The 21,750-nt window shown below is 41.8% G+C and carries 22 protein-coding genes and 1 other RNA gene; 20 read left to right on the plus strand and 3 right to left on the minus strand.

Annotated features, from left to right (window positions below; translation table 11 throughout):
- Window positions 1-47 precede the first annotated feature (47 nt).
- From LC20001_RS05155 to LC20001_RS05220, 14 genes are all read left to right on the plus strand, one after another.
- Window positions 48-566: a VanZ family protein gene (locus LC20001_RS05155; protein WP_003677907.1), complete on the plus strand. Its 519-nt coding sequence runs from the start codon at window positions 48-50 to the stop codon at window positions 564-566.
- Between the two features lie 93 nt (window positions 567-659).
- Window positions 660-1,400: a YebC/PmpR family DNA-binding transcriptional regulator gene (locus LC20001_RS05160; RefSeq protein ID WP_003677909.1), complete on the plus strand. Its 741-nt coding sequence runs from the start codon at window positions 660-662 to the stop codon at window positions 1,398-1,400.
- Window positions 1,401-1,507: 107 nt separating this feature from the next.
- Window positions 1,508-2,464 (plus strand): competence type IV pilus ATPase ComGA, encoded by a 957-nt coding sequence (comGA, locus tag LC20001_RS05165; RefSeq protein WP_003677910.1) that lies wholly within the window; start codon window positions 1,508-1,510, stop codon window positions 2,462-2,464.
- Complete coding sequence (comGB, locus tag LC20001_RS05170) at window positions 2,376-3,455, plus strand: competence type IV pilus assembly protein ComGB (RefSeq protein ID WP_225358909.1); 1,080 nt, start codon at window positions 2,376-2,378, stop codon at window positions 3,453-3,455. Before comGA ends, comGB begins: the two co-directional genes overlap by 89 nt.
- The gene (comGC, locus tag LC20001_RS05175; RefSeq protein WP_010009442.1) at window positions 3,455-3,745 is read left to right on the plus strand and encodes a competence type IV pilus major pilin ComGC; all 291 of its coding nucleotides are present in this window, start codon (window positions 3,455-3,457) and stop codon (window positions 3,743-3,745) included. The genes comGB and comGC overlap by 1 nt, the downstream gene beginning before the upstream one ends.
- A complete protein-coding gene (locus tag LC20001_RS05180) occupies window positions 3,742-4,155 on the plus strand; it encodes a hypothetical protein (protein ID WP_010009444.1) in 414 nt (137 codons plus the stop codon). The genes comGC and LC20001_RS05180 overlap by 4 nt, the downstream gene beginning before the upstream one ends.
- On the plus strand, window positions 4,148-4,435 hold the full coding sequence (locus LC20001_RS05185; protein ID WP_010009446.1) for a type II secretion system protein: 288 nt from the start codon (window positions 4,148-4,150) through the stop codon (window positions 4,433-4,435). The genes LC20001_RS05180 and LC20001_RS05185 overlap by 8 nt, the downstream gene beginning before the upstream one ends.
- Window positions 4,416-4,868: a competence type IV pilus minor pilin ComGF gene (gene comGF, locus LC20001_RS05190; protein WP_010009447.1), complete on the plus strand. Its 453-nt coding sequence runs from the start codon at window positions 4,416-4,418 to the stop codon at window positions 4,866-4,868. The genes LC20001_RS05185 and comGF overlap by 20 nt, the downstream gene beginning before the upstream one ends.
- Window positions 4,865-5,158 (plus strand): competence type IV pilus minor pilin ComGG, encoded by a 294-nt coding sequence (gene comGG / locus LC20001_RS05195; RefSeq protein ID WP_010009448.1) that lies wholly within the window; start codon window positions 4,865-4,867, stop codon window positions 5,156-5,158. The genes comGF and comGG overlap by 4 nt, the downstream gene beginning before the upstream one ends.
- Window positions 5,159-5,259: 101 nt before the next feature.
- Window positions 5,260-6,270 carry a class I SAM-dependent methyltransferase gene (locus LC20001_RS05200; protein ID WP_010009450.1) on the plus strand — a complete coding sequence of 337 codons (1,011 nt, stop codon included), beginning with the start codon at window positions 5,260-5,262 and terminating at the stop codon, window positions 6,268-6,270.
- Window positions 6,271-6,395: 125 nt separating this feature from the next.
- Complete coding sequence (locus LC20001_RS05205) at window positions 6,396-7,598, plus strand: acetate/propionate family kinase (protein WP_003679478.1); 1,203 nt, start codon at window positions 6,396-6,398, stop codon at window positions 7,596-7,598.
- 247 nt (window positions 7,599-7,845) lie between these two features.
- Window positions 7,846-9,222, plus strand: coding sequence for an amino acid permease (locus LC20001_RS05210; RefSeq protein WP_010009451.1), 1,377 nt, complete (start codon window positions 7,846-7,848; stop codon window positions 9,220-9,222).
- A gap of 102 nt (window positions 9,223-9,324) precedes the next feature.
- On the plus strand, window positions 9,325-10,776 hold the full coding sequence (locus LC20001_RS05215; RefSeq protein ID WP_010009452.1) for an ABC transporter permease: 1,452 nt from the start codon (window positions 9,325-9,327) through the stop codon (window positions 10,774-10,776).
- Between the two features lie 52 nt (window positions 10,777-10,828).
- Window positions 10,829-11,485: an ABC transporter ATP-binding protein gene (locus LC20001_RS05220; RefSeq protein ID WP_010009453.1), complete on the plus strand. Its 657-nt coding sequence runs from the start codon at window positions 10,829-10,831 to the stop codon at window positions 11,483-11,485.
- 107 nt (window positions 11,486-11,592) lie between these two features.
- Here LC20001_RS05220 and ssrA read toward each other — a convergent pair.
- Window positions 11,593-11,963, minus strand: a transfer-messenger RNA (tmRNA) gene (gene ssrA / locus LC20001_RS05225).
- A 53-nt stretch (window positions 11,964-12,016) separates the two neighbouring features.
- Window positions 12,017-12,463 (minus strand): nucleoside 2-deoxyribosyltransferase, encoded by a 447-nt coding sequence (locus tag LC20001_RS05230; RefSeq protein ID WP_010009456.1) that lies wholly within the window; start codon window positions 12,461-12,463, stop codon window positions 12,017-12,019.
- A 199-nt stretch (window positions 12,464-12,662) separates the two neighbouring features.
- Here LC20001_RS05230 and LC20001_RS05235 point away from each other — a divergent pair, with 199 nt between their 5' ends.
- Window positions 12,663-13,574 (plus strand): N-acetylmuramoyl-L-alanine amidase family protein, encoded by a 912-nt coding sequence (locus tag LC20001_RS05235; protein WP_010009458.1) that lies wholly within the window; start codon window positions 12,663-12,665, stop codon window positions 13,572-13,574.
- 45 nt (window positions 13,575-13,619) lie between these two features.
- Here LC20001_RS05235 and LC20001_RS05240 read toward each other — a convergent pair whose 3' ends face one another.
- A complete protein-coding gene (locus tag LC20001_RS05240; protein WP_010009459.1) occupies window positions 13,620-14,501 on the minus strand; it encodes a LysR family transcriptional regulator in 882 nt (293 codons plus the stop codon).
- 360 nt (window positions 14,502-14,861) lie between these two features.
- Here LC20001_RS05240 and LC20001_RS05245 point away from each other — a divergent pair, with 360 nt between their 5' ends.
- From LC20001_RS05245 to LC20001_RS05265, 5 genes are all read left to right on the plus strand, one after another.
- Window positions 14,862-16,493 (plus strand): malolactic enzyme, encoded by a 1,632-nt coding sequence (locus tag LC20001_RS05245; RefSeq protein ID WP_010009460.1) that lies wholly within the window; start codon window positions 14,862-14,864, stop codon window positions 16,491-16,493.
- Between the two features lie 149 nt (window positions 16,494-16,642).
- A complete protein-coding gene (locus tag LC20001_RS05250; protein ID WP_164512712.1) occupies window positions 16,643-17,671 on the plus strand; it encodes an IS30 family transposase in 1,029 nt (342 codons plus the stop codon).
- A gap of 166 nt (window positions 17,672-17,837) precedes the next feature.
- The gene (locus tag LC20001_RS05255; RefSeq protein ID WP_003679484.1) at window positions 17,838-18,800 is read left to right on the plus strand and encodes an AEC family transporter; all 963 of its coding nucleotides are present in this window, start codon (window positions 17,838-17,840) and stop codon (window positions 18,798-18,800) included.
- A 215-nt stretch (window positions 18,801-19,015) separates the two neighbouring features.
- Window positions 19,016-20,434 (plus strand): APC family permease, encoded by a 1,419-nt coding sequence (locus LC20001_RS05260; protein WP_010009462.1) that lies wholly within the window; start codon window positions 19,016-19,018, stop codon window positions 20,432-20,434.
- Window positions 20,435-20,722: 288 nt separating this feature from the next.
- Window positions 20,723-21,697: a beta-ketoacyl-ACP synthase III gene (locus tag LC20001_RS05265; RefSeq protein WP_010009464.1), complete on the plus strand. Its 975-nt coding sequence runs from the start codon at window positions 20,723-20,725 to the stop codon at window positions 21,695-21,697.
- Window positions 21,698-21,750: the final 53 nt, after the last annotated feature.

A 21,750-nucleotide genomic window follows, 5' to 3' on the forward strand; every position in this document is an offset into this window, starting at 1 on the left:
GTCAATTATTTAAATTTCAGCGATAATCGTAATTGTGCAATAGAGGAGTGGTCAGTATTAAACGATTTTCACGCAATGATTGGTGGTTAGTTTTATCACTAGTTATCATGATCTTACTATTTATTAGCTCTGGCGAAACTTATAAACAACAAACTTCGGTACCTTTTTTAGAACGATGGTTGGCTAACGAGCCATTTAAACAACAATTAATGGGGATCTCCTTTACTTATGTCGATCAAAAAGTCAGTATTGCTAGTAGTGGTTATTTTAAATTTGTTGAGTTTTTTATCCGTAAAGGTGCGCATTTTGGCAGTTACTTTCTAATTGGGCTTGGTGGCTACATGGGGTATAAAGAACGAATCAAGCAGACAGGTTTAACTATGGTCGTTGTCTGGTTAGCGGCCACAGGCTATGCGGCGTTAGATGAGTTTCATCAAAGCTTAACTGGTGGCCGTACGCCATTGTTCCAGGATGTTTTACTGGATGCTAGTGGTGCTTTGACAGCGATCATTCTTGCTTGGCTGGTAACAACATTTTGGCGCCACCGAGGTAAAAAAGCTGCTTAAGCGCTTGATTGCGACTTGTTCATCTGCTACTATATATTAGGTGTCTTTTAAGTAGACACACTATTTTTAAGATAAAGGAAAGAGGGACATAACATGTCAGGACATTCAAAATGGCATAATATCCAAGGCCGCAAAAACGCCCAGGATGCTAAGCGTGGAAAAATTTTCCAAAAAATATCTCGCGAGTTATTCATGGCTGTAAAAGCTGGGGGTCCTGACCCTTCATCTAACCCCCAATTACGCTTGATCATGGATAAAGCTCGAGCAGCTAATATGCCTAAAGATAACGTTAAACGGGCTGTCGATAAGGGCTCCGGCTCAGATACAGCAAACTATGAAGAAGTAACTTATGAAGGCTACGGCCCCGGTGGTGTTGCAGTTTTAGTTCATGCTTTAACGGATAATAAAAATCGGACTTCATCCAGTGTACGGGTGGCTTTCACTCGTAATGGCGGCACGATGGGTGCTGCTGGTTCTGTGGCTTACATGTTTGATCGTCGCGGTTTGATCGTGATTGAACGTGAAGGCTTAGATATTGATGAAGATCAAATGTTAGAAGACGTTCTTGAAGCCGGTGGCGATGATATGCAGACCAGCGATGAAGCTTTTGAAATCTATACTGATCCTAAGCAATTAGCGGCTGTTCGCGATGCTTTGGAAGCTAAAGATTACAAATTAGCAACGGCTGAACTAACTATGATTCCTGAAAATATCACACCAATTCCAGCAGAAAAAGCTGAACAATTTGAACGAATGATCGATCGTTTAGAAGACGACGATGACGTTTCGGAAGTTTACTATGCTGGTGAATTACCAGAAAATACTGAAGCTTAAAACAGATTTTTCAATACACTGCAATTTTGCAGTGTATTTTTTTGCAAAAATTTTAGTGGTTAGACTGCGTATATTAAATATAGACAAGTAAAAATGGAGGTGAGTGCTTGTCAATTACAACAGAAGTAATCCACTTATTACGCGAATGTATTGCTGCACAGGCGAGTGATTTATATTTTTTACCCTATCAGTGCTCGTATCAGTTACAAATGCGCACCACTAATGGTATTACCTTGGTTCGTACTTTACCCGTTGAGCAGGCTAAATCGTGGCTAAATCATTTAAAATTTACTGCAAAAATGGCGTTAAGTGAAACTCGTCGGCCACAGTTAGGCGCTCGCCAATTGGAAATAGACGGCCAAACAATATTTTTGCGGTTGTCGACAGTCGGCAATTTTCAGAATCAAGAATCACTAGTTTTACGGTTTATTTACGTGCAGTCTACTCACGCCAAATACGTTTTACCTGAGCAGTTTATGCAACTGGCTACTTTATGCCAGCGGCGTGGCTTAGTTGTTTTTGCTGGGCCAACGGGTTCGGGTAAAACAACGACGTTATATGAGTTAGCGGCACAACTTGGTGTTGGAAAAATGGTGATGGCGATCGAGGATCCAATTGAGATTTTTCAGACGGATTTTTTACAATTACAGATCAACGAAGCAGCGGGGATGAGCTATGCTGCCTTGCTTAAAGTTGGTTTGCGCCATCGTCCAGATATCTTGATTGTCGGCGAGATTCGTGATGAGCAGACGGCTAATGTTGCGGCACGGGCAGCATTAAGTGGTCATTTAGTTTTAAGCACCGTTCATGCTCGCACAGCGCGCCAAGTCCCAACCCGTTTGGCTGAATTAGGAATTGCGCCAGCCACACTTAGTGCTTGCTTGACGGGGGTTAGCTATCAGCGTTTGTTGCCGACCAAGCAAGGTAATGCAGTGTTATTTGACATTTACGATCCAATTGAAGGAGGCGAGTCTGATGAATCGACTTGGCAGCAGAATTTGGCCCATGCCGTTAAGCTGGGTCAAATCGATTTGGCCACGCAGCAAGCGTTCGCTCAAGGGTAAACAGCGTCAAGTCAATTTCCAAGCGGACTTTTTTAGTTTATTAGCGGATTTATTGTTAGCTGGCTTTTCAATTGCTCAGAGTATTCAGTTTATGCAAGTACTGCTACCACAATATGCGGAGCGCTTAGATCAATTAAGTGAAGTCTTACGTAACGGCGCTAGTTTAGCGACTGGATTTCAGCAGATCGGTATTGATCAAGAAATCGTCAATCAGATTCGAATCACGCAAGAACATGGTGATCTAACTGACGCTTTAACCCAGATTGGACAATTATTAGCTGAAAAGCTACGTCAGCGTCAGCAGCTCAAACGACTTTTGCGCTATCCACTACTATTACTATCGTTGGTAGCTAGTTTATTGTTAGTAGTTCGCTATTTGATTGGGCCCGAATTACGCCAGTGGCAACTGAACTTAGATAATGAAGTGTTGCTTTATTGGTTAGCTTTTGGCGGTTTATTAATACTGCTATTGTTGGTGTTAGCAGGTCGTTTATTGCAGGTTTATTTACAACGTGATCCGTTAAAAAAAGCACAAGCTCGAATTCATTTACCAGTACTAGGTAAGACCTATCGCTATTACTATCACTATTATTTATTATTCAATTTGGCGATTTTACTAAAAAGTGGTCTGAATCTACAGGCGATTTGCCAGTTACTTAAAACACTAGCGCCAAATAGTCTGTTATATTGTCTTGGCCAACAAATTGAGCCGCAGTTGGAGGCTGGTGTGTCGTTGAACGAAATTATTAGACAGCAACCAATACTGCCAGCACAACTTGATTTATTTGTCCACAAAGGTCGTTCCCTAGATCATCTCAGTGAAGAGCTGCTGATGGCATCGCACTTGACCTATAAGAAAATGTTAGCAAGTTTGGCTAAGCTTGCGACTTATGTTCAGCCGTTATTATTCGGCATCATCGCTTTACTGATCATTGGAGTTTACTTGAGTTTATTATTACCGATGTACCATATGATGGAGGGACTTTACTAATGAAAATTGATAGTCAGAAAAAGCCGGCATTTACGTTGATTGAAATGGTAGTTGTACTGTTTATTATTACTCTGCTGATTTTAATAATTTTACCAAATGTTGGGGCACAACGTAAAAATGCGCAAAAGACAGGTGATGAAGCGTTTGTCAATACAGTTGAAACCCAGCGTGAGTTGTATCGTAATGCTCATGATGATAAAACACCTAGCTTGACTGAATTAAAGGAGCAAGGCTATTTAACTGAGCGGCAATTTAAACGAGCACAAGAACTTCCGGAATTAAAGCCATGAAACGACCAGCATTCACCTTATTAGAATCAATCGTCGTGCTTAGTTTAGTCGTTGGTTTTGCATTGATTCCAGTGACTCAATTCGGTCCGATCAAGCAGCAACATGTTGAACAACTTTTTCTGAGCCATTTTGATCAGGAGTGGCGTTATTTACAGGCTTATGCTTTGTTGCGTGGTGAGCGAGTACAGATCCATGTGCAGCGACAACAGGTCGTTTTTCGTATTTTTAGTGGCCAAGATTGGGCCACACAAAAAATATTGGCTATGCCACCGGGGATGCACGCAGATGGTCATGCCATTTTAATTGATCCTTCTGGACATATCGGACCGACAACAATTAATTTTAAGTCAGAATATTTTCAACGAGTGACCAGCATTAAACCGCAAATGGGGTGGGGAACTTATGAATAAACCACGGGCATTTATCTTATTAGAAAGTTTATGTGCATTAGTGGTTGTAACGATTGGTATTTATGCGTTTAATTCAACGTTTCAGCAGTTTATTGGTAAGTTACGTTGGCAAAGGCAGGCGACTGATCAGGCACAGGTTTTATGGGCCACAGCTCAACATAAGCAGTACAAAACTGGTTTGTCGCAATTACAAATGAACGATCGAGTTTATCGTATTCAACAACAATCGCATAAAATCTGTGTTGACCAAGGAGTTCATCATGCAGAGATCACTTGGTAAGTCGCATGCGGCTTTTACATTATTAGAAACCCTTGTCGCATTACTGGTATTCAGTTTGACGCTCAGTTTAATACAAACAGAATTGAAGCAATTACCTAAAGTGTTGACCGGTACTTTCGTTGAAGAAGATATTCGCTGGCATTTAGCGAGCCAACAGGTGGAGGCTTTTTTAACTGGGGCAACTTTTGAGAAATGTGAACATAACAAAGTTTATTTTTATCAATCAGCTAACCAAAAACATTATCGAATTGAACCATATAAACAGATGATTCGACTGATGGGAGATAAACAAGGGCATATGCCGGTATTATTAGGAATCAAAGCAGCAACGCTTAATTATCACGCACCTTTTATACAATTAACGGCCACTACGACTAGTGGTCAACACTATCAGAGTGAATTTTATTTAGCACCAATGGAGAAACAGCCATGAAAAGAAAACCCGCAAGTTTATTATTATCAGCGTGCTTATTCTTGAGCTTACTATTATTACTTTTACAAGGTTACTTACACGTTTATGAACGACAAATGCGCACCTTACAATTAGCAGAAGAAAATTATCAGGTTAAAAGTTTGATTGCATTGGCACAAATGCGAAAAGCACAAGGTGAAGACTGTGATTGGTATATGTTTAATTTAGGACGTGTTCATTTAGATAAAACGCATGCAAGGATTAAATTAAAGATACGAACAAAGACGATTGTTAAGCCGATAGCAGAATGAATAAGTTGATTTGTTCGCGCTATCACGCAAAGAAAGCGCTTGAAATAAAACGACGTATTGGTTAGAATAGTAAAGTGAACAATTTTATTTGAGGTGAAAAAATGGGACAAGCAAATGTTGGTGAATTGTACAAGCACCTTGATACAACGACCGCATTGTTAAAAGAAGATCTAGATGTGTCCTATATGGATGCCTTAATCGAGACCAGTGAAAATATTTTAGATGGTGGCCGCGTCAAAGTTGAAGATGGCTTACCGCACCAGCAGGTTCGTGACCAGTTGAGTGAACAGTATAACCAGATTAAATTGGCACAGCTAACAACTGATGAGATACGCCAAGCAATGCAACTCGCAATTTTACGGGGTGAACGGACAGATTTAATTCAAGCTAATCATCAAATGACACCCGATTCAATTGGCTTTTTAGTAGCATATTTACTAGAAGCGCTAGCTGACTTGCCGTCTGATGCCACTTTATTGGATCCAACTGTGGGGACAGGGAACTTGTTGTATACGGTTTTGAATCGGTTACAAGTTGCTGACGAGCCAGCTTTAACTGCTTATGGCGTTGATAATGATGATACAATGTTAGCTTTAGCGGGCGTTAGTGCGCGTTTACAGCAGCTTAATGTTGAATTGTACCATCAAGATGCGATTAGTGATTTGGTTGTTCCGCAGGTATCTGCAAGCGTAGCTGATCTGCCGATTGGCTACTATCCGGTAGATGAACGGGCGGCAACTTTTGCGACTCATGCGGCAACCGGTCATTCTTATGCGCATCATTTATTGATCGAGCAAAGTATGCGGTATACTGTAGCCGGTGGTTTTGGTTTCTTTGTGGTACCAAGCATGATTTTTAAGTCAGAAGAAGCCAAAGGTCTGACAAAGTGGATGACTTCTGCAACGTATATGCAGGGGCTACTGAATTTACCACGAGAATTATTTAGTAGCGAGGCAGCCCAGAAAGCAATTCTAATTTTACAGAATAAGGGCGAGCAGGCCAAACAGGCTAAGCGGATTTTACTTGGTGAATTTCCTTCATTGAAGAATCAAGCTGGTTTCCGACGCTTTACCGCTGAGTTAGCGCAGTGGAAACAACAAAACCTTGCCTAAAGCGCAATAAAATTGTGGTGACAGTATATGCTGAGAAGTTCAGCAAGTCTAAGTCGCGGCACGTGTAACATCAGAGTTTTTGATATAGAAGTAACCATTATTTGTTGAGTAGAGGAGTGTTCGTCATGACAAAAGTAATTGCAATTAACGCAGGTAGTTCAAGTTTGAAATGGAAGTTATTTGAGACGCCAGCGGAGACCGTTGTCGCTGAAGGCATGGTCGATCGGGTCGGTTTAAAGGATTCAGTCTTCACAGCTAAGTATGGCCCTGATGAAAAGGAGCGTTTTAAGGCAACCTTGGATATCAAAGATCAAACTGCAGCTGTTGACATGCTATTGAAGAAGTTGACTGATTTAAAAATTGTCACTGATATTGCTGAAATTACTGGTGTCGGCCATCGGGTCGTTGCTGGCGGTGAGATTTTTAAAGAATCAACTGTGATCAATGACGAAGTTATCCAGCAGATCGATGACTTAGCAGAATATGCACCATTGCATAATCCAGCCGAGTTACAGGGGATTAAGGCGTTCTGCAAGTTACTGCCTAATGCTTTGAGTGTTGCGGTATTTGATACTTCCTTCCATCAAACGATGCCAGCAGTTAATTACTTGTACAGCATTCCCTATGAATATTATGAAAAATACGGTGCGCGTAAGTATGGTGCTCACGGTACCAGTCACCGTTATGTTGCTACACGAGCAGCCGAAATTTTAGGTAAGCCATTAAATGAACTTAAGCTGATTACCTTGCACTTAGGCGCTGGTGCTTCGATTACGGCCATTGATGGGGGAAAGTCAATCGATACCTCAATGGGCTTCACACCACTGGCTGGGGTCACAATGGCGACCCGTTCAGGGGATATTGATGCGTCGTTAGTCGCTTATTTAATGCAGAAATTACATCTGTCTGATCCAGAAGATATGATTGATATTTTAAACAATAAGTCAGGTATCTTTGGTATTTCCGGTGTTTCTCCGGATATGCGTGATTTGGAGAAGACACGTGATACTAATCCGCGTTCGCAATTGGGTATCGATATTTTCGTTAATCGGATTCAAAAATATATTGGCAGTTATGTTGCAGAAATGGGTGGTATTGACGCCTTGATCTTTACTGCTGGTATTGGTGAGAATGATGTGATCATGCGTAAGCGGATCATTGATGGACTAAGCTATTTTGGTGCTAAAATCGATGACGAACGCAACAATGTCCATGGGGTTGAGAAAATCATCAGCACGGATGATTCAAAATTAAAGGTCTTGTTAGTTCCAACTGATGAGGAATTAATGATCGTACGTGATGTTGAGCGTTTACGGCGCGAACAGTAATAAATTAAGGATTTGGTCGCTGTTTTAAGACCAAGTCCTTTTTTATAATGTTAAAGGCCCCAAATAACTGTCCAAACTATTATTAGACGTTTTTGATTAGTGTCATTTGTTCACGATAAATTAGCTGAGTGAAATAAATTCACTTTCATTTGAATAAGTTTCAGTCGCTTCACCTTAGAAATAAAGATTTCTGATGTTATAATCAATCTTGTTACAGAAAATTTATTTAGTCTGATAGGAGTAAATTATGACACGGAAAGCAATTGATGCACCACAAGAATTAGAACGTAACCTTAAAAGTCGCCATGTACAATTGATTGCGATTGGTGGCACGATCGGAACGGGCCTATTCTTGGGTGCGGGTAAGTCGATCCATTTAGCTGGGCCAGCAATTATCTTTGCGTATTTGCTGACGGGGCTTGCTTGTTTCTTATTGATGCGTGCGCTAGGCGAGTTACTGTTATCGGATCTTAAATTAAATTCATTTGTTGATTTTATTAAGCGTTACTTAGGTGAAAAAGTTGGCTTCGTGACTGGTTGGACCTATTGGATCTGTTGGATCACGATTGCGATGGCTGACGTCACGGCAATTGGGCTATATATGCGTTTTTGGTTTCCTAATTTACCACAGTGGTTACCTGGATTAGTGGTGTTGATCATATTGCTAGGGGTTAACTTAGTAACGGTCGGCGCTTTTGGTGAAGTCGAGTTTTGGTTTGCTTTGATTAAAATTGTGGCGATCGTTGCTTTGATCGTTGCCGGAATCTTTATGGTGATTGTTGGTTTTCAAACACCAGTTGGAACGGCTAGTGTCGGTAATTTAGTTAACTTTGGTGGGATCTTTCCCACCGGCTTAAAGGGATTCATTCTCTCATTCCAAATGGTTGTTTTTGGGTTTATCGGGATCGAGATGGTGGGGATCACGGCTACTGAAACCGAAAATCCCAAAAAGGTTATTCCTAAGGCAATCAATGATATTCCTTTGCGGATCATTTTATTTTATGTCGGTGCGCTGACGGTAATTATGTGTATTTATCCGTGGAATGATTTGTCGGCTTCGCAAAGCCCATTTGTGCAAGTATTTAAAAATATAGGTATTCGTTCAGCTGCTGGAATCATTAATTTTGTGGTGATCACTGCTGCAGCTTCTGCCTGCAATAGCTCGTTGTTCAGTACTGGCCGGATGTTGTTCTCACTGACTTACGATAGCAAAAATCCGCGGTTGCGCAAATTAAGCAAGTTGTCGCGTAGCCATGTGCCAGCGACAGCATTATTATTTTCAACGGCAATCATCGCTATTGTGGTGTTATTGAATTTATGGATTCCTGACGTTGTGTTTACGCTAGTTTCTAGTGTCGCAACGACCTGCTTCTTGTTCATTTGGGGCGCAATTATTGTCGCTCATATACGCTATAAAAGAACAGCAGCCGCGCAGAACAGCCAATTTAAGGCACCACTTTTCCCCTTAGGTGATTACTTTGTGTTAGCTTTCTTGCTATTTGTAGCAGTGGTTCTATGTTTAGCTCAGGATACGTTGATTGCGCTAGTCTTGGCACTGGTTTGGATCATCGGTTTATATGCATTTAGATCATGGCACGAGCGTCGTGTTGAAGTTGAAGCGTGATTCTTGTTTTCGACCACTGCAAATTGCGGTGGTCTTTTTTTAACCTTCATTTAAGTTAGACTGCGTAAAATGCAGCTTAATGAAGTTAAGGAGATGAGAACCATGAATTATTTAAAGCGTGCGCGACTATATTTGACCCATAAGAAAGGGCAGAGTTTATTGATGCTCTTGATCATGTCGGCCATTTTAGTTTTTGTTCTATCAGGTATTATTATTCAAAATGCGGCGATTATGGCGACTAACAATGTCACTAAGTCCGCTGGCTCAACAATCACGGTTTCGGCTAACCGGAATAAAATGTTTTCGCAAATGCGGTCAAGTTCCGCGAAAACCAAAACGCTAAAGACGCCAACCGTTGCTAACACTAAAATTGCTAAAGCCGGTAAACTTAGCACGGTCGCATACTATAACATTACCAATACCGCTTCGGTCAATGCCAGTTCATTTGATGCCATTTCCACCAGTACTGGCACCAGCAGTATGGGTGGCGGCATGGGTGGCCCAGGTGGCGGAACTAATGCTAGCAGTGGTGATATCTCGCTTAGTGGGGTTTCCAGTGCAGCCCACACCACAACATTTACCAGTGGCGAAGCTAAATTAGTTTCTGGTCGCAATATCACAGCCAGTGACGCGAATACGAAAAATGTGGTGATCGAAAAAGAACTGGCCAGTGATAACAGCATCAAAGTCGGTGATACGATCACCGTTAAAACCACAGCGACTAACGCCACGAAGATCAAATTAAAAGTAGTCGGGATTTACAAGGCAAAGTCCAGCAGCACGACCATGCCCGGCAGTGACCCTAGCAATACGATCTACACTAGTTACACTTTGCCAGCCAGTATCAGTGGTACGGCCGGTAAATCAAGTTCAGTCACTTATACACTGGAGGATTCCTCTAAAGAAAAAGCGACCACGAAACAGATCAAAAATATTATTGACAGCAGTTCATTCTCTGTCAGCTCCAATAATGAAAGTTATCAACAATTACTACAACCCATGAAAAACGTGCAATCTTTTGCTAAGAAAATCGTTTGGTTAGTTGCCATTGCCGGAACGATCATTTTAGGCTTGATTATTATTTTATCGGTGCGTAATCGGCAACGTGAGATCGGCGTTTTAGTTTCACTAGGCGAGTCGAAATTGCATATTGTTGGTCAATTATTCACTGAGATGTTTATGATTTTAGTCGGTGCTATGGTCGTCGCGTTATTGCTAGGCAGTTTTGTCGGTAATAAAGTCGGCAATCAGTTGCTATCACAACAACAAACGACCTCTGTTTCTTCGACCGCAGCTAGCGGTGCTCCTGGTGGCGGTGGTGCCCCAAGTGGTAATATGCCTGCCGGTGGGATGCATGGTGGTAGCATGATGAATTCACAGACAACCACTAGTGCAGCTAACAAGAAAGCCTTGAAAACATTGAATACCAGCATTACACCAAGTTCAGTCATTAAACTTGGTGGCATGGGCCTAGTGATCATCGCGCTAGCTGTTTGCCTCTCCGCGGTCAGCATTTTACGCTTACGGCCAAAGGATATTTTGATCGGTGAATAAATTGGATCATATTTCTATAACAACAAAAGAGTGAGAATAGGGAGGCTGTAATATGTTAACCGTAAAAAATTTGGCCCATTGGTATGGTAAAAGTGAGAAACCACTATACGAAAACGTGAATCTTAGTTTTGCGTCCGACAAAGTTTATACGATCATCGGTGCTTCTGGTTCAGGTAAAACGACTTTTCTAGCCTTTATCGCTGGTTTAGACAAACCGCAGGCTGGGGAGATCTTTCTTGATGGTGAAAACATTGAAAAAATTGGCGCCACTAATTATCGTAAACATAAAGTGGCCATCGTTTTTCAGCAATACAATCTATTAGTCTATATGTCAGCGCTGGACAACGTTTTGACTGCATTGGCGGTCACTGATTCTGAGCATAAAAATGATAAACAATATGTACTCGATGCACTAAAAAGCGTTGGTATTGACGAAGCTGATGCCAAGAAAAATGTGCAACAACTGTCTGGTGGTCAACAACAGCGAGTAGCGATTATTCGTGCAATGTTAGTTGATGCGAATATCGTGATCGCTGACGAACCTACCGGTAATTTGGATGATGAAAATTCAGCGATGATCATTAAGCTATTTCAAGATCTAGCCCATGAGCATCATAAAACTGTGATCATTGTTACCCATGATACTAAAATTGCCCAAAAAGGGGATGTTCAGATCAAATTAACTGATCACCAGTTTGTGGCCAGCTAAGCAACTAAAAGCGTTAGGCAGTGCCCGTTTTACGGCTATGACCTAACCTTTTTAATATAAAAAAGTAGCCGCTAAAACCCAATTGGATTTTAGCGGCTACTTTTATTTTATGGAGGCGGCGGGAGTCGAACCCGCGTCCAAGCATATTGCCTCTAAGATATCTACGCTCATAGTCATCCTATTTCGAAATTCACCTAACACAAACGCCAGACAACACGGCAACCAGCATTAGGCTAACCTGATGATCTCTTGCAAAAACTCCAGGTGGAAGTCTTTACCGTAGCCCACTTAATTTGAGACCCGTATCCAGCACATGGGCGATACTAGGCGGATCTACGCAGCTACTGTTTAGGCAGCTAAAGCGTAAGAGTTGTTATTGTTTTTTGCAGTTATATTAACTGTTAACGTTTTAACGTAGTCGTAACCTACGAAGCGCAATCTTAGCTCAAACTACACCTGTCGAATCCTAAACGTCCCCATATATTACTTTCATAGTATAACATCGATTCGGTTAGGCGCCAAGTGGTTTGATCAGAACACTTCACCGGTAAATGGCTTCTCTGGCAACGTGACAAAATTTAATTCACGCAGTTCAGCGAGTTGATGACAATAATAGGTCAGGCCTTGTGCGATCATCAAATTCACGCTTTGATGATTTTCATAATAAACCAACACGGGGATCTTGTTAGCAACTGCGTAGCCAATCTCGAACATCGTTCCAGGATCGCTGTAAGTTGCTTCGTAATCGTAAACAGCAACGACGACATCGGCATTAGTTAAACCAGCTAGATCTTCATGGTACGCAAGGTCACGCCACTGCGGAGTGCCGAATTCTAATCCTGCAGCGTTGGTGTCATTCATAGGAACGAAAACATTGCCGACACTAGGATTAGCGTTTAAGACTTTTTCGACCGCCTGTAAACGCTGGATTTGTTCATCATTGAAAAAAGGTGCTGCTAGATAGATATTAGCTGCCACGATAAATTGCCCCTAACTGAATTAATAGTGTCATTATTATACGTTAAACGCGAATAAAGTTCAATTTTAAATCTGCTTCATTCGGTTACGCACAAGCGCGTAATCAACTGTACAATTTTTGTAGCGTGCAGGTTAATTCAATAATTACGATTATTAATTAAAATTTTAAGGTTAATTTTAGCTAGGATAGGTAAAATAGATGTTACGAATTAAATTAGATGATGAAAAGGTGACTGGTTTGAAGCGAGCACAACAACGACGTAAAAAGCAATTAATGACGCTGAGAATAGCGGAGATCATGCTACTGATCTTAATTTGTGGTGCGATTTGGCTAGGCATCCGGCACTTTACGCAACCTAAGGTCACTAAAATGATCACTATAACAGCACCGGCGTTAATCATACGTCAAGCACCTAATTCGAGCAAAGCGGTGGCGACAGTGAAAAGTGGCACTGAAGTCGGCTATCTGAGCACCAAAAATGGTTGGGATAAGGTCAGCTATAATGGCAAAGTTGGTTGGCTACCAACCTGGTTGATCAAGAGTACTTATGATGCCACTAAAGCAACTAACCGTTTAGCTGAGCAAACGATCGTGATCGATGCTGGTCATGGCGGCGTTGATTCGGGAGCATTAGCTAATAATGGTAACTACGAGAAAAAATACACTTTGCAAATGGCGTTGGCTTTGAAAAATCAACTCGCTAGTAGTCATGCCCGTGTAATCATGACCCGTAGTGGCGATCAAACAGTAGCCTTGGCATCGCGGCCTAAGTTAGCTAATAAGCGTGGTGCGAGTCTGTTCATCAGTTTCCATTTTGATTCAACGCCAGTTGCGAACACGGCTTCTGGATTCACGACTTATTACTATCATAAAGCTAGTAAATCGTTGGCCAGGACATTATCGCAGTCGCTGAATCCATTGACCTTGGATAATCGCGGGATCGATTATGGTAATTTCCAGGTTATCCGCGATAGCACCATGCCAGCAGTGTTATTAGAAATGGGCTACATTAATGATTACACTGATTACCAATATATTAGTTCCAGTAGTTATCAACAACAGGTCGCACAGTTAGTTTATAAAGGGTTAGAAAATTACACAACTAATTAAATTAATAAAAGCTTTGAAAAATGCATCCCATTTTTCAAAGCTTTTTTAGTCTAAAGGTTGTTTTAGTTGTTTGATCAGATTCTGTTGGAGGTGTGATTGTAACTGGTTTTTACGATAGGCTAGTGAAATTAAAAATTGTGGTTGGTGGGCATCAGCTAGCTCTAATGCGATCACATTATCTGTAGGTGAAATGGCGAGTGCCGCTAAAAAGCCAATACCGATATTTTCGGCGACCATGCTTTTTAGTACGCTGATGTCTGGTGTCGTATAGGCGACGTTTGGGGTGAAACCCGCAGTCTGCGCTAATTCACGTAAGGCAGCCGGGTGAACAAAACCTTCTTTTAGGGTAACAAATTTTTCATCGGCTAATTCTGCGAACGAGACTTTTTTGGCATTAGCTAGCGGATGAGTGGGGCTAACGATAATTTTAAACGTCTGTTGAGCTAGAATTTCGGCATTGATCAATTGATCAGTCAGCGGCGTGGTGGAACCAAGTAAGGCAAGATCAAGTTCGCCGGTACGTAGTTGATCCAATAATGTAGTTGAACCTGCTTCCATAGTATTTAAATGGCTGATCAGATCATGTTGCGCTAAGCGCTGTGCTAATTTAGGAAAATAATACGTACCGATAATTGGTGGTAAGCCAAATTTAACTGTTTGTTGAGTGCTGGCCGCAATCTCGGTGGCGGCTAATTTTAATTCGTGCAGAATAATTGTGACGTGTTGCTCAAGTTGGCGACCATTAGCGGTTAATTCGATTTGGTGATGCGAGCGATCACGAATCAATAGCTGTGTATTCAATTCGTCTTCTAGGCGTTTGATCGCGTAAGTGATCGTTGGTTGGCTAACGTTAAACTGTTGCGCTACGGCGGTATAGTTTTTCAGCGTCGCCAAAGCGTCAAAATAAGTTAAATCACGGAAATTCATAGTGGCCTCCTTATTCCACAATGATAGTTAATTTTTGTACCAAAGATTTCTATCGATGATTATTTTTGTGGTTAAAGATCGCGTCGTAAAAAAATATTAGCAAAATTTTTATAACCAATCGTAGGCTCAATTTATGGTCTAGTTTAAAATGCTGATTTATCAAGCTTTATTGTGATCATATAAATATAGTTTATCACAACCCAACTGTTTGACTATAATATTTGCTGCCGTGTAAACTGTGATCATTCACTTATTTAAAAGAAGTATTTAGAAAATACTGCCTTCCAAATAAGCTTAAGTAGTAAAAATCTTGATATAAAAATGCGCGATTTAATTATGGCGCAGGAGGAGCGATTTTAAATGACAACACCACAAAATATTTTAAACGATCCATTCTTAAACAAAGGGACTGCTTTTACAGTAGCTGAACGGCAAGCACTTGGTTTAACTGGTTTGGTTCCACCGGTGGTCCAAACTTTAGAACAGCAAGCAGAACAGACTTACGGGCAATACCAATCAAAATCATCCGACCTTGAAAAACGCTTGTTCTTGATGGAAATCTTCAATACTAACCGCGTTTTGTTCTATAAATTATTCAGCCAGCACGTAGTTGAATTTATGCCGATCGTTTATGATCCAACGATTGCCGATACGATTGAAAATTACAGTGAACTTTATGTTCAGTCACAAGGCGCTGCATTTTTATCGATCGATGAAGACGATGCAACAATCAAAGAAACTTTGCGTAATGCTGCAGCAGGGCGCGATATTAAATTGATCGTGGTTACTGATGCAGAAGGGATTCTGGGTATTGGCGATTGGGGTACCAACGGTGTTGATATTGCGGTCGGTAAATTAATGGTTTATACCGCTGCTGCTGGGATCGATCCTAGCTCAGTACTACCAGTTGTGTTAGATGCTGGTACTAATAACCAAACTTTATTAGATGATCCATTGTATTTAGGTAACCGACATGAACGTGTTCGCGGTCAACGTTACGATGATTTTGTTGATCATTTTGTAGACGCCGCCGAAGACCTATTCCCAGAATTGTACTTGCATTGGGAAGACTTTGGTCGTAGTAATGCCGCTAACATTCTGAATCGTTACCAAGATAAGATCACGACTTTCAATGATGATATTCAAGGAACAGGGATCATTGTTTTGGCTGGTATTTTAGGTGCTTTGCAGATTTCTAAACAAAAATTCACTGATCAAGTTTACTTGTCATTTGGCGCCGGAACTGCTGGTGCTGGGATCACCCAACGGATTTTTGATGAAATGGTTGAACAAGGCCTCACACCTGATGAAGCGCGCAAGCATTTTTATTTAGTTGATAAGCAAGGGCTATTGTTTGCTGACGACCCAACTTTGACACCAGAACAGAAATTATTCGCTCGTGATCGTGCTGAATTCAGTAATGCTGCCGAATTAACTAATTTAGCCGCAGTGGTTAAAGCCGTTCAGCCAACTATTTTGGTGGGAACTTCGACGCAGCCAGGTGCCTTTACCGAAGCAATCGTAAAGGAAATGGCGGCTCATACTGAACGGCCAATCATCTTCCCATTATCTAATCCAACTAAATTAGCTGAAGCCAAAGCGGCTGACTTAATTGAATGGACTAACGGTCAAGCCTTGGTCGCAACGGGGATTCCTGCTGCTGATGTCACTTACAATGGTGTGACTTACCAAATCGGTCAAGCCAATAATGCCTTGGTTTATCCTGGTTTAGGTTTAGGCACATTAGCCGCGACTGCAACGCGCTTAAATGATACGATGATCTCCGCAGCAGCGCACTCATTAGGTGGCATTGTGGATGCTAGCCAACCAGGTGCAGCTGTATTACCACCAGTTTCTAAATTAGCTGAATTTTCACAAACTGTTGCCGAAGCAGTTGCTAGTAGCGCTGTCGCACAACAATTAAATCGTGAACCAATCAGTGATGTAACCGCAGCAGTGACAAACTTAAAATGGGTGCCTGAATATAAATAGATCAAATCGATCAGTGCCCGTTTTTAATCGCGCGTTTTATAATCAAGTTAGCCAATTAGATCCAGCTAATTGAAAAAATAAAAAACACCAAGACAAATCTCTGTTATCATTGATGTTCCAACACAAAAATGAAAGAGGTTATTGTCTTGATGCAAGAACAGAATACCACAGTCCGAGAAAAAGGTCACCACCTAACTTCATTTGAGCGCGGCAGAATCGCCACGCTACACAGCCAAGGATACTCTAACCGCGCAATTGCTAGAGTTATCGGCGTTTGTCATCAAACAATCAGTAATGAACTACGCCGTGGTGAGATCGACCAAGTTAAAAAAGTGAACGGTCAACGGCAATATCACCGCGAGTACTCGCCAGAAGCGGCACAGGCCAAATACGAAGCTAACCGAATGTCCTGTCATCGACCTTTGAAACTCGCTGGTGTCGCTGACTTTATCCACTACTTTACGGCCCATTTGCACCAAGACGGTTGGTCGCCTGATGCCGCGGTGGGCCGTGCTAAACTTGAAGGCTTATATCAACCTGAGGAGATGGTTTCGACCAAGACGTTATACCACTATATCGATGCGCAACTACTTGAAGTCCGTAATCTTGATCTGCTCGAAAAAAACCGGCGCCGCACCAAACACCACCATTCACCCAAGCATAAGCGTCTGGCCGGACGAAGTATCGAAGAGCGACCTAAAAGTATTGATCAGCGCCAAGAGTTCGGTCACTTTGAGTTGGATACCGTAGTCGGTAAACGTAATGGCCAAGAAAGTGTTATTCTAACGCTGATCGAGCGCCAATCTCGCTGTCAGATCCTGCGTTTGATTGATGGCCGTGACGCCGATTCAGTCAACTACGAACTGGCTAAGATCTGCCAAGAATACGGGCACATCATGAAGTCCGTTACCGCTGACAACGGGGCAGAATTCGCAGCGGCGGGGACGGTGCTTGACGGGGTTGCCGACCTTTATTATGCCCACCCTTACCGCTCTTCAGAACGAGGCACAAATGAGGCGCATAATCGAATGATCCGTCGTGATGTGCCTAAGGGCCTGTCCATGGATACTTTAGGCCCTAGTGATATCCAAGCAGTGGAAGCCAAGCTAAACAACTTACCACGCCGGCAGTCAGGTTACCAAACCCCAAAAGAGCTTTTCTCCGCTGCCGCTGGCTAAAGATTGAATCTTTAAAATATGAATATCAATGAAAATACTGTCTTGCCGGGATTTATTGCGTGGCTAATTTGTTCTTGCAATTTGGGGCCCGTTTTTAATAGCAGTGATCAGCAAAAAGCTTTGGACAAAAATTAACCTTTTAAGCGAGGTATAGTGGGGTGTTAACATGACTGCATTTATGACGTCAGTCGAAAGTGTTGTCGAAATTATTTTAGTGATTGCGTTAGGTTTTTACCTGCGTAAGAAAAATAAATTTGATGAAAAGTTTAAAACAAGTATTTCCTTTTTGATCATGAATATTGCGTTACCAGCTTCAATCTTTGTTTCCGTCTTAAAATATTTAACACGGGATAAATTAGTTAGCTTATCTGGTGGCCTATTGTATGCACTTGGTAGCTTTGCGTTAGGCTATTTAGTAGCATGGCTGTTAACGAAGATTTTACGGATCCGGCCAGGACGGCGGGGCACGTTTATCAATATGTTTGTTAACGCTAATACGATTTTCATTGGGTTACCATTAAACTTAGCGTTGTTTGGTGAAAAGAGTATGCCATACTTCCTGATTTATTATGTCATGAATACTGTTTCCACCTGGGCAGTTGGCGTCTTCTTTATCTCAAATGATGATCCAACTAAAGATAAGAGCCACAAGGAACCATTTAACTGGCGGAAGTTATTGCCAGCGCCATTGATTGGTTTCTTGGTTGCCTTGGTATTCTTATTGTTGGCCATTCCAGTACCAGCTTGGATCAATAGTACTTTATCAATGGTTGGTGGTATCGTAACTCCAATGTCCTTGATTTATATTGGGATCGTTCTAGCGGATGCTGGTTTAGCTTCCATTCATTTTGATGGTGACACGATTTGGGCATTATTAGGTCGTTTCATCATTGCCCCAGCATTGATGATCTTAATGTTAGTCATCGGTAAAAGTGGCGGTGCACAAGTTCCTAGCTTGGAATCAAGTACTTTGATCATCCAAGCTGCAGCACCAGGCTTAGCAGTATTACCAATTTTAGCGGGCCAATCACATGGTGACGTTGAGTACGCAACTAATGTTGTTACTACAAGTACAGTCCTCTTTGTGATCGTTGTGCCAATTTTGATGCAATTAGTACAATTTATTTAAATCCGAAAATCGCCGTTTAGCGGCGATTTTTTTGTTTTCTGCAGCAAGAGGATTCTTAGAAAAATTGACACTGAATAAGAGATGCATTAGAATTAAATGGCTAAACAATGAAATTGACGAGGGTATCGTAAGTGGTCAAAAGCCAGCACAACGGGTGTGGTTGCGTAAAAGCGATACTTCGCCATTTTTTTGTGAGTGACAGGAGGAAATTAATATTGAAGTTTACATTAAAGAATTTATTTGTCCGCAAGCACATTGACCTTAATGCAATCACGGACTCCAAGCAAGGTTTGGAGAAGAACCTGTCAGCGTTTAGCCTAAGCATGATGGGTGTCGGTGCCATTGTTGGTTCAGGAATCTTCATCTTGCCAGGAATCTTAGCTGCACAATACACAGGTCCAGGAGTCATGTTTTCTTTCTTATTAGCAGCGGTGGTTTGTTCATTGGCGGCGCTTTGTTATTCTGAATTCTCGTCGACGATTCCGTTGGCGGGAAGTGCCTATACTTATATTTATAGTATTTTTGGTGAATTTTTAGCCTGGATCTTAGGCTGGGCCTTGATTTCTGAATATTTGTTTGCGGTCTCGTCAGTAGCAGTCAGTTGGTCCGCATATTTCCAAAATATTTTATCTGGTTTTGGCTTGAAATTACCAGTGGCACTAACGGCAGCTGCCGGAACCAGTAGCGTGCCGGGTGCGGTTTTTAATTTACCAGCGTTCATCATTGTATTATTGATCGCATTGTTGTTGACTGGTGGAATTACTGAATCAACTCGCGTCAATAATGTGATGGTGTTGATCAAAATTTCAGTGATCGTTTTGTTCGTGGTAGTTGGCGCTTTTTATGTCAAACCTTCCAACTGGCATCCGTTTTTGCCATTTGGTTTCCATGGGGTTCTAACCGGTGCTTCGGTAGCATTCTATGCCTATATCGGCTTTGATGCCGTTTCAACAGCTTCGGAAGAGGTTAAAAATCCGCAGCGGGATATGCCGATTGGGATCATAACATCGCTAATTATTACGACACTGTTATACACTGTGCTATCAACGGTTTTAACTGGGGTCGTCCATTATACGAAATTAAATGTCGATGATCCAGTGGCTTTTGCCTTAGGTTTGATGAATCAAAATTGGGTCGCTGGGATTATTTCTGTTGGAGCAGTTGTAGGGATGACGACTGTGTTATTGGTTATGTCCTACGGGGGAACCCGGTTGTTATTTGCTATCAGTCGTGATGGCTTATTACCTAAAGCGTTAATGAAATTGAACCGTAAAACGCACGTGCCAGTATTGAATACTTGGATCTTTGGTTTAATTGCCGCTGTTTTTGCTGCGATTATTCCGTTGGATCGCATCGCTGAGCTGGTCAATATTGGGACACTGTTTGCCTTTGCCTTAGTCTCGGTTGGCGTTGTTTTCTTACGGAAGGATAAAGTGCTTGGTAATGCACCGAAGTCGTTTAAGGTACCATTATATCCGTACTTGCCGTGGTTATCATTTATCTTTTGTATTGTTTTAATGACGCAATTGCGGTTATTCACGTGGGTTGCTTTTGTGATCTGGTTGATCATTGGGTTGATCGTTTACTTTAGTTACGGTTATTGGCATAGTTTAACGCGCCAAGAAGAGGAATAAGCAAAAGTCGCTGACACTAGTTGGCGGCTTTTTTGCTGCACAGCAGAATATGTTATAATAACAATTCGAATTAACGCCTAGCAAAATTGGCCAAATTTCTTAATAAAATTTCAAGTTCATGGCAGATAACTTGTTTATGGACGAACAGCTCATTATAATTAATCTGTTTGGAATCAATTGCTAGAAGAGGTAGCTTTAAATTGCGGCCAGTCGTGCGGCAATCATTTAAATAAAATTTCAGTACCACCAAAATTATAAATAGTATTAAAAATGAAAAGGGGTTCCCCAATGTCCAACTATGTAACCATTGCGGCCAGTGCACAGTATGTACCTGATCGAGTCGTGACCAATGATGAGTTGAGTCAACTGATGCCAACCAGTGATGAATGGATCCAAAGCCATACTGGAATCAAGACACGCCATATTGCGCTGGATCAGAATACATCGGTTTTAGCTAGTCGTGTTGCGGCGGAGTTATTAACTAAAAGCGGTGTGGCGGCAAGTGAGATCGACTTGATCATTGTGTCCACAATCACACCTGATTATTTAACGCCGGCAACAGCTTGTTTAGTTCAGGAACAGATCGGCGCCACAAACGCGATGGCGTTTGATATTAGTGCTGCTTGTGCGGGCTTTATTTTTGCGGCTGACACAGCAGAGAAGTTCTTACGTCAAGGAAAGTTTAAGCATGCCTTGGTGATCAGTGCTGAAACTAACAGTAAGATGTTGGACTGGCAGGACCGCACGACCGCAGTTTTCTTTGGTGATGGTGCCGGTGGGGCATTGTTATCAGCGACGGATGATCCGCAAGCGGAAAGCTTTCTTGATACTTTATTACAAAATGATGGTAGTCAACATGAGGCAATTATGAGTGGCGCCGTTGCACCCTTAAATACAATTCAAGCCGTGCATAAACCAGAGATCGAGCCATTCACGATGCAAGGACGCGCTGTTTTTGAATTTGCGACTAAAACAGTGCCACAACAGATCAATGCATTATTAGCGGCCAATCAATTAACGGTAGATGATATTGATTTATTCATTTGTCATCAGGCCAATCTGCGCATTATTGAAAAAATTGCTGCAACGTTAGAACAGCCGATGAGTAAGTTTCCAACCAATGTTCAGCGTTTTGGGAATACGTCATCCGCTGGGGTACCGATGGCTTTAGCTGAGGTTCAACCGCAAGCAACTGGTAAATTGGCAGTATTGTCCGGATTTGGCGGCGGTTTAGCCTATGGTAGTTTATTAGTTAGACTTTAAGAGCTAACTTGTTTTGAGACTAATTAACTACTTTAAGAGTAGAGGAGGATTTG

The organism is Loigolactobacillus coryniformis subsp. coryniformis KCTC 3167 = DSM 20001 (assembly GCF_002706425.1).
In the GTDB taxonomy this organism is placed as follows: Bacteria; Bacillota; Bacilli; order Lactobacillales; family Lactobacillaceae; genus Loigolactobacillus; species Loigolactobacillus coryniformis.

Excerpts from the sequence above, each read along its gene's own strand:
- LC20001_RS05160 (WP_003677909.1), top strand. The coding sequence starts at position 660 with ATGTCAGGACATTCAAAATGGCATAATATCCAAGGCCGCAAAAACGCC.
- comGB (WP_225358909.1), top strand. The coding sequence starts at position 2,376 with ATGAATCGACTTGGCAGCAGAATTTGGCCCATGCCGTTAAGCTGGGTC.
- comGC (WP_010009442.1), top strand. The coding sequence starts at position 3,455 with ATGAAAATTGATAGTCAGAAAAAGCCGGCATTTACGTTGATTGAAATG.
- LC20001_RS05180 (WP_010009444.1), top strand. The coding sequence starts at position 3,742 with ATGAAACGACCAGCATTCACCTTATTAGAATCAATCGTCGTGCTTAGT.
- LC20001_RS05185 (WP_010009446.1), top strand. The coding sequence starts at position 4,148 with ATGAATAAACCACGGGCATTTATCTTATTAGAAAGTTTATGTGCATTA.
- comGF (WP_010009447.1), top strand. The coding sequence starts at position 4,416 with ATGCAGAGATCACTTGGTAAGTCGCATGCGGCTTTTACATTATTAGAA.
- comGG (WP_010009448.1), top strand. The coding sequence starts at position 4,865 with ATGAAAAGAAAACCCGCAAGTTTATTATTATCAGCGTGCTTATTCTTG.
- LC20001_RS05200 (WP_010009450.1), top strand. The coding sequence starts at position 5,260 with ATGGGACAAGCAAATGTTGGTGAATTGTACAAGCACCTTGATACAACG.
- LC20001_RS05205 (WP_003679478.1), top strand. The coding sequence starts at position 6,396 with ATGACAAAAGTAATTGCAATTAACGCAGGTAGTTCAAGTTTGAAATGG.
- LC20001_RS05210 (WP_010009451.1), top strand. The coding sequence starts at position 7,846 with ATGACACGGAAAGCAATTGATGCACCACAAGAATTAGAACGTAACCTT.
- LC20001_RS05215 (WP_010009452.1), top strand. The coding sequence starts at position 9,325 with ATGAATTATTTAAAGCGTGCGCGACTATATTTGACCCATAAGAAAGGG.
- LC20001_RS05220 (WP_010009453.1), top strand. The coding sequence starts at position 10,829 with ATGTTAACCGTAAAAAATTTGGCCCATTGGTATGGTAAAAGTGAGAAA.
- LC20001_RS05235 (WP_010009458.1), top strand. The coding sequence starts at position 12,663 with ATGTTACGAATTAAATTAGATGATGAAAAGGTGACTGGTTTGAAGCGA.
- LC20001_RS05240 (WP_010009459.1), bottom strand. The coding sequence starts at position 14,501 with ATGAATTTCCGTGATTTAACTTATTTTGACGCTTTGGCGACGCTGAAA.
- LC20001_RS05245 (WP_010009460.1), top strand. The coding sequence starts at position 14,862 with ATGACAACACCACAAAATATTTTAAACGATCCATTCTTAAACAAAGGG.
- LC20001_RS05250 (WP_164512712.1), top strand. The coding sequence starts at position 16,643 with ATGCAAGAACAGAATACCACAGTCCGAGAAAAAGGTCACCACCTAACT.
- LC20001_RS05255 (WP_003679484.1), top strand. The coding sequence starts at position 17,838 with ATGACTGCATTTATGACGTCAGTCGAAAGTGTTGTCGAAATTATTTTA.
- LC20001_RS05265 (WP_010009464.1), top strand. The coding sequence starts at position 20,723 with ATGTCCAACTATGTAACCATTGCGGCCAGTGCACAGTATGTACCTGAT.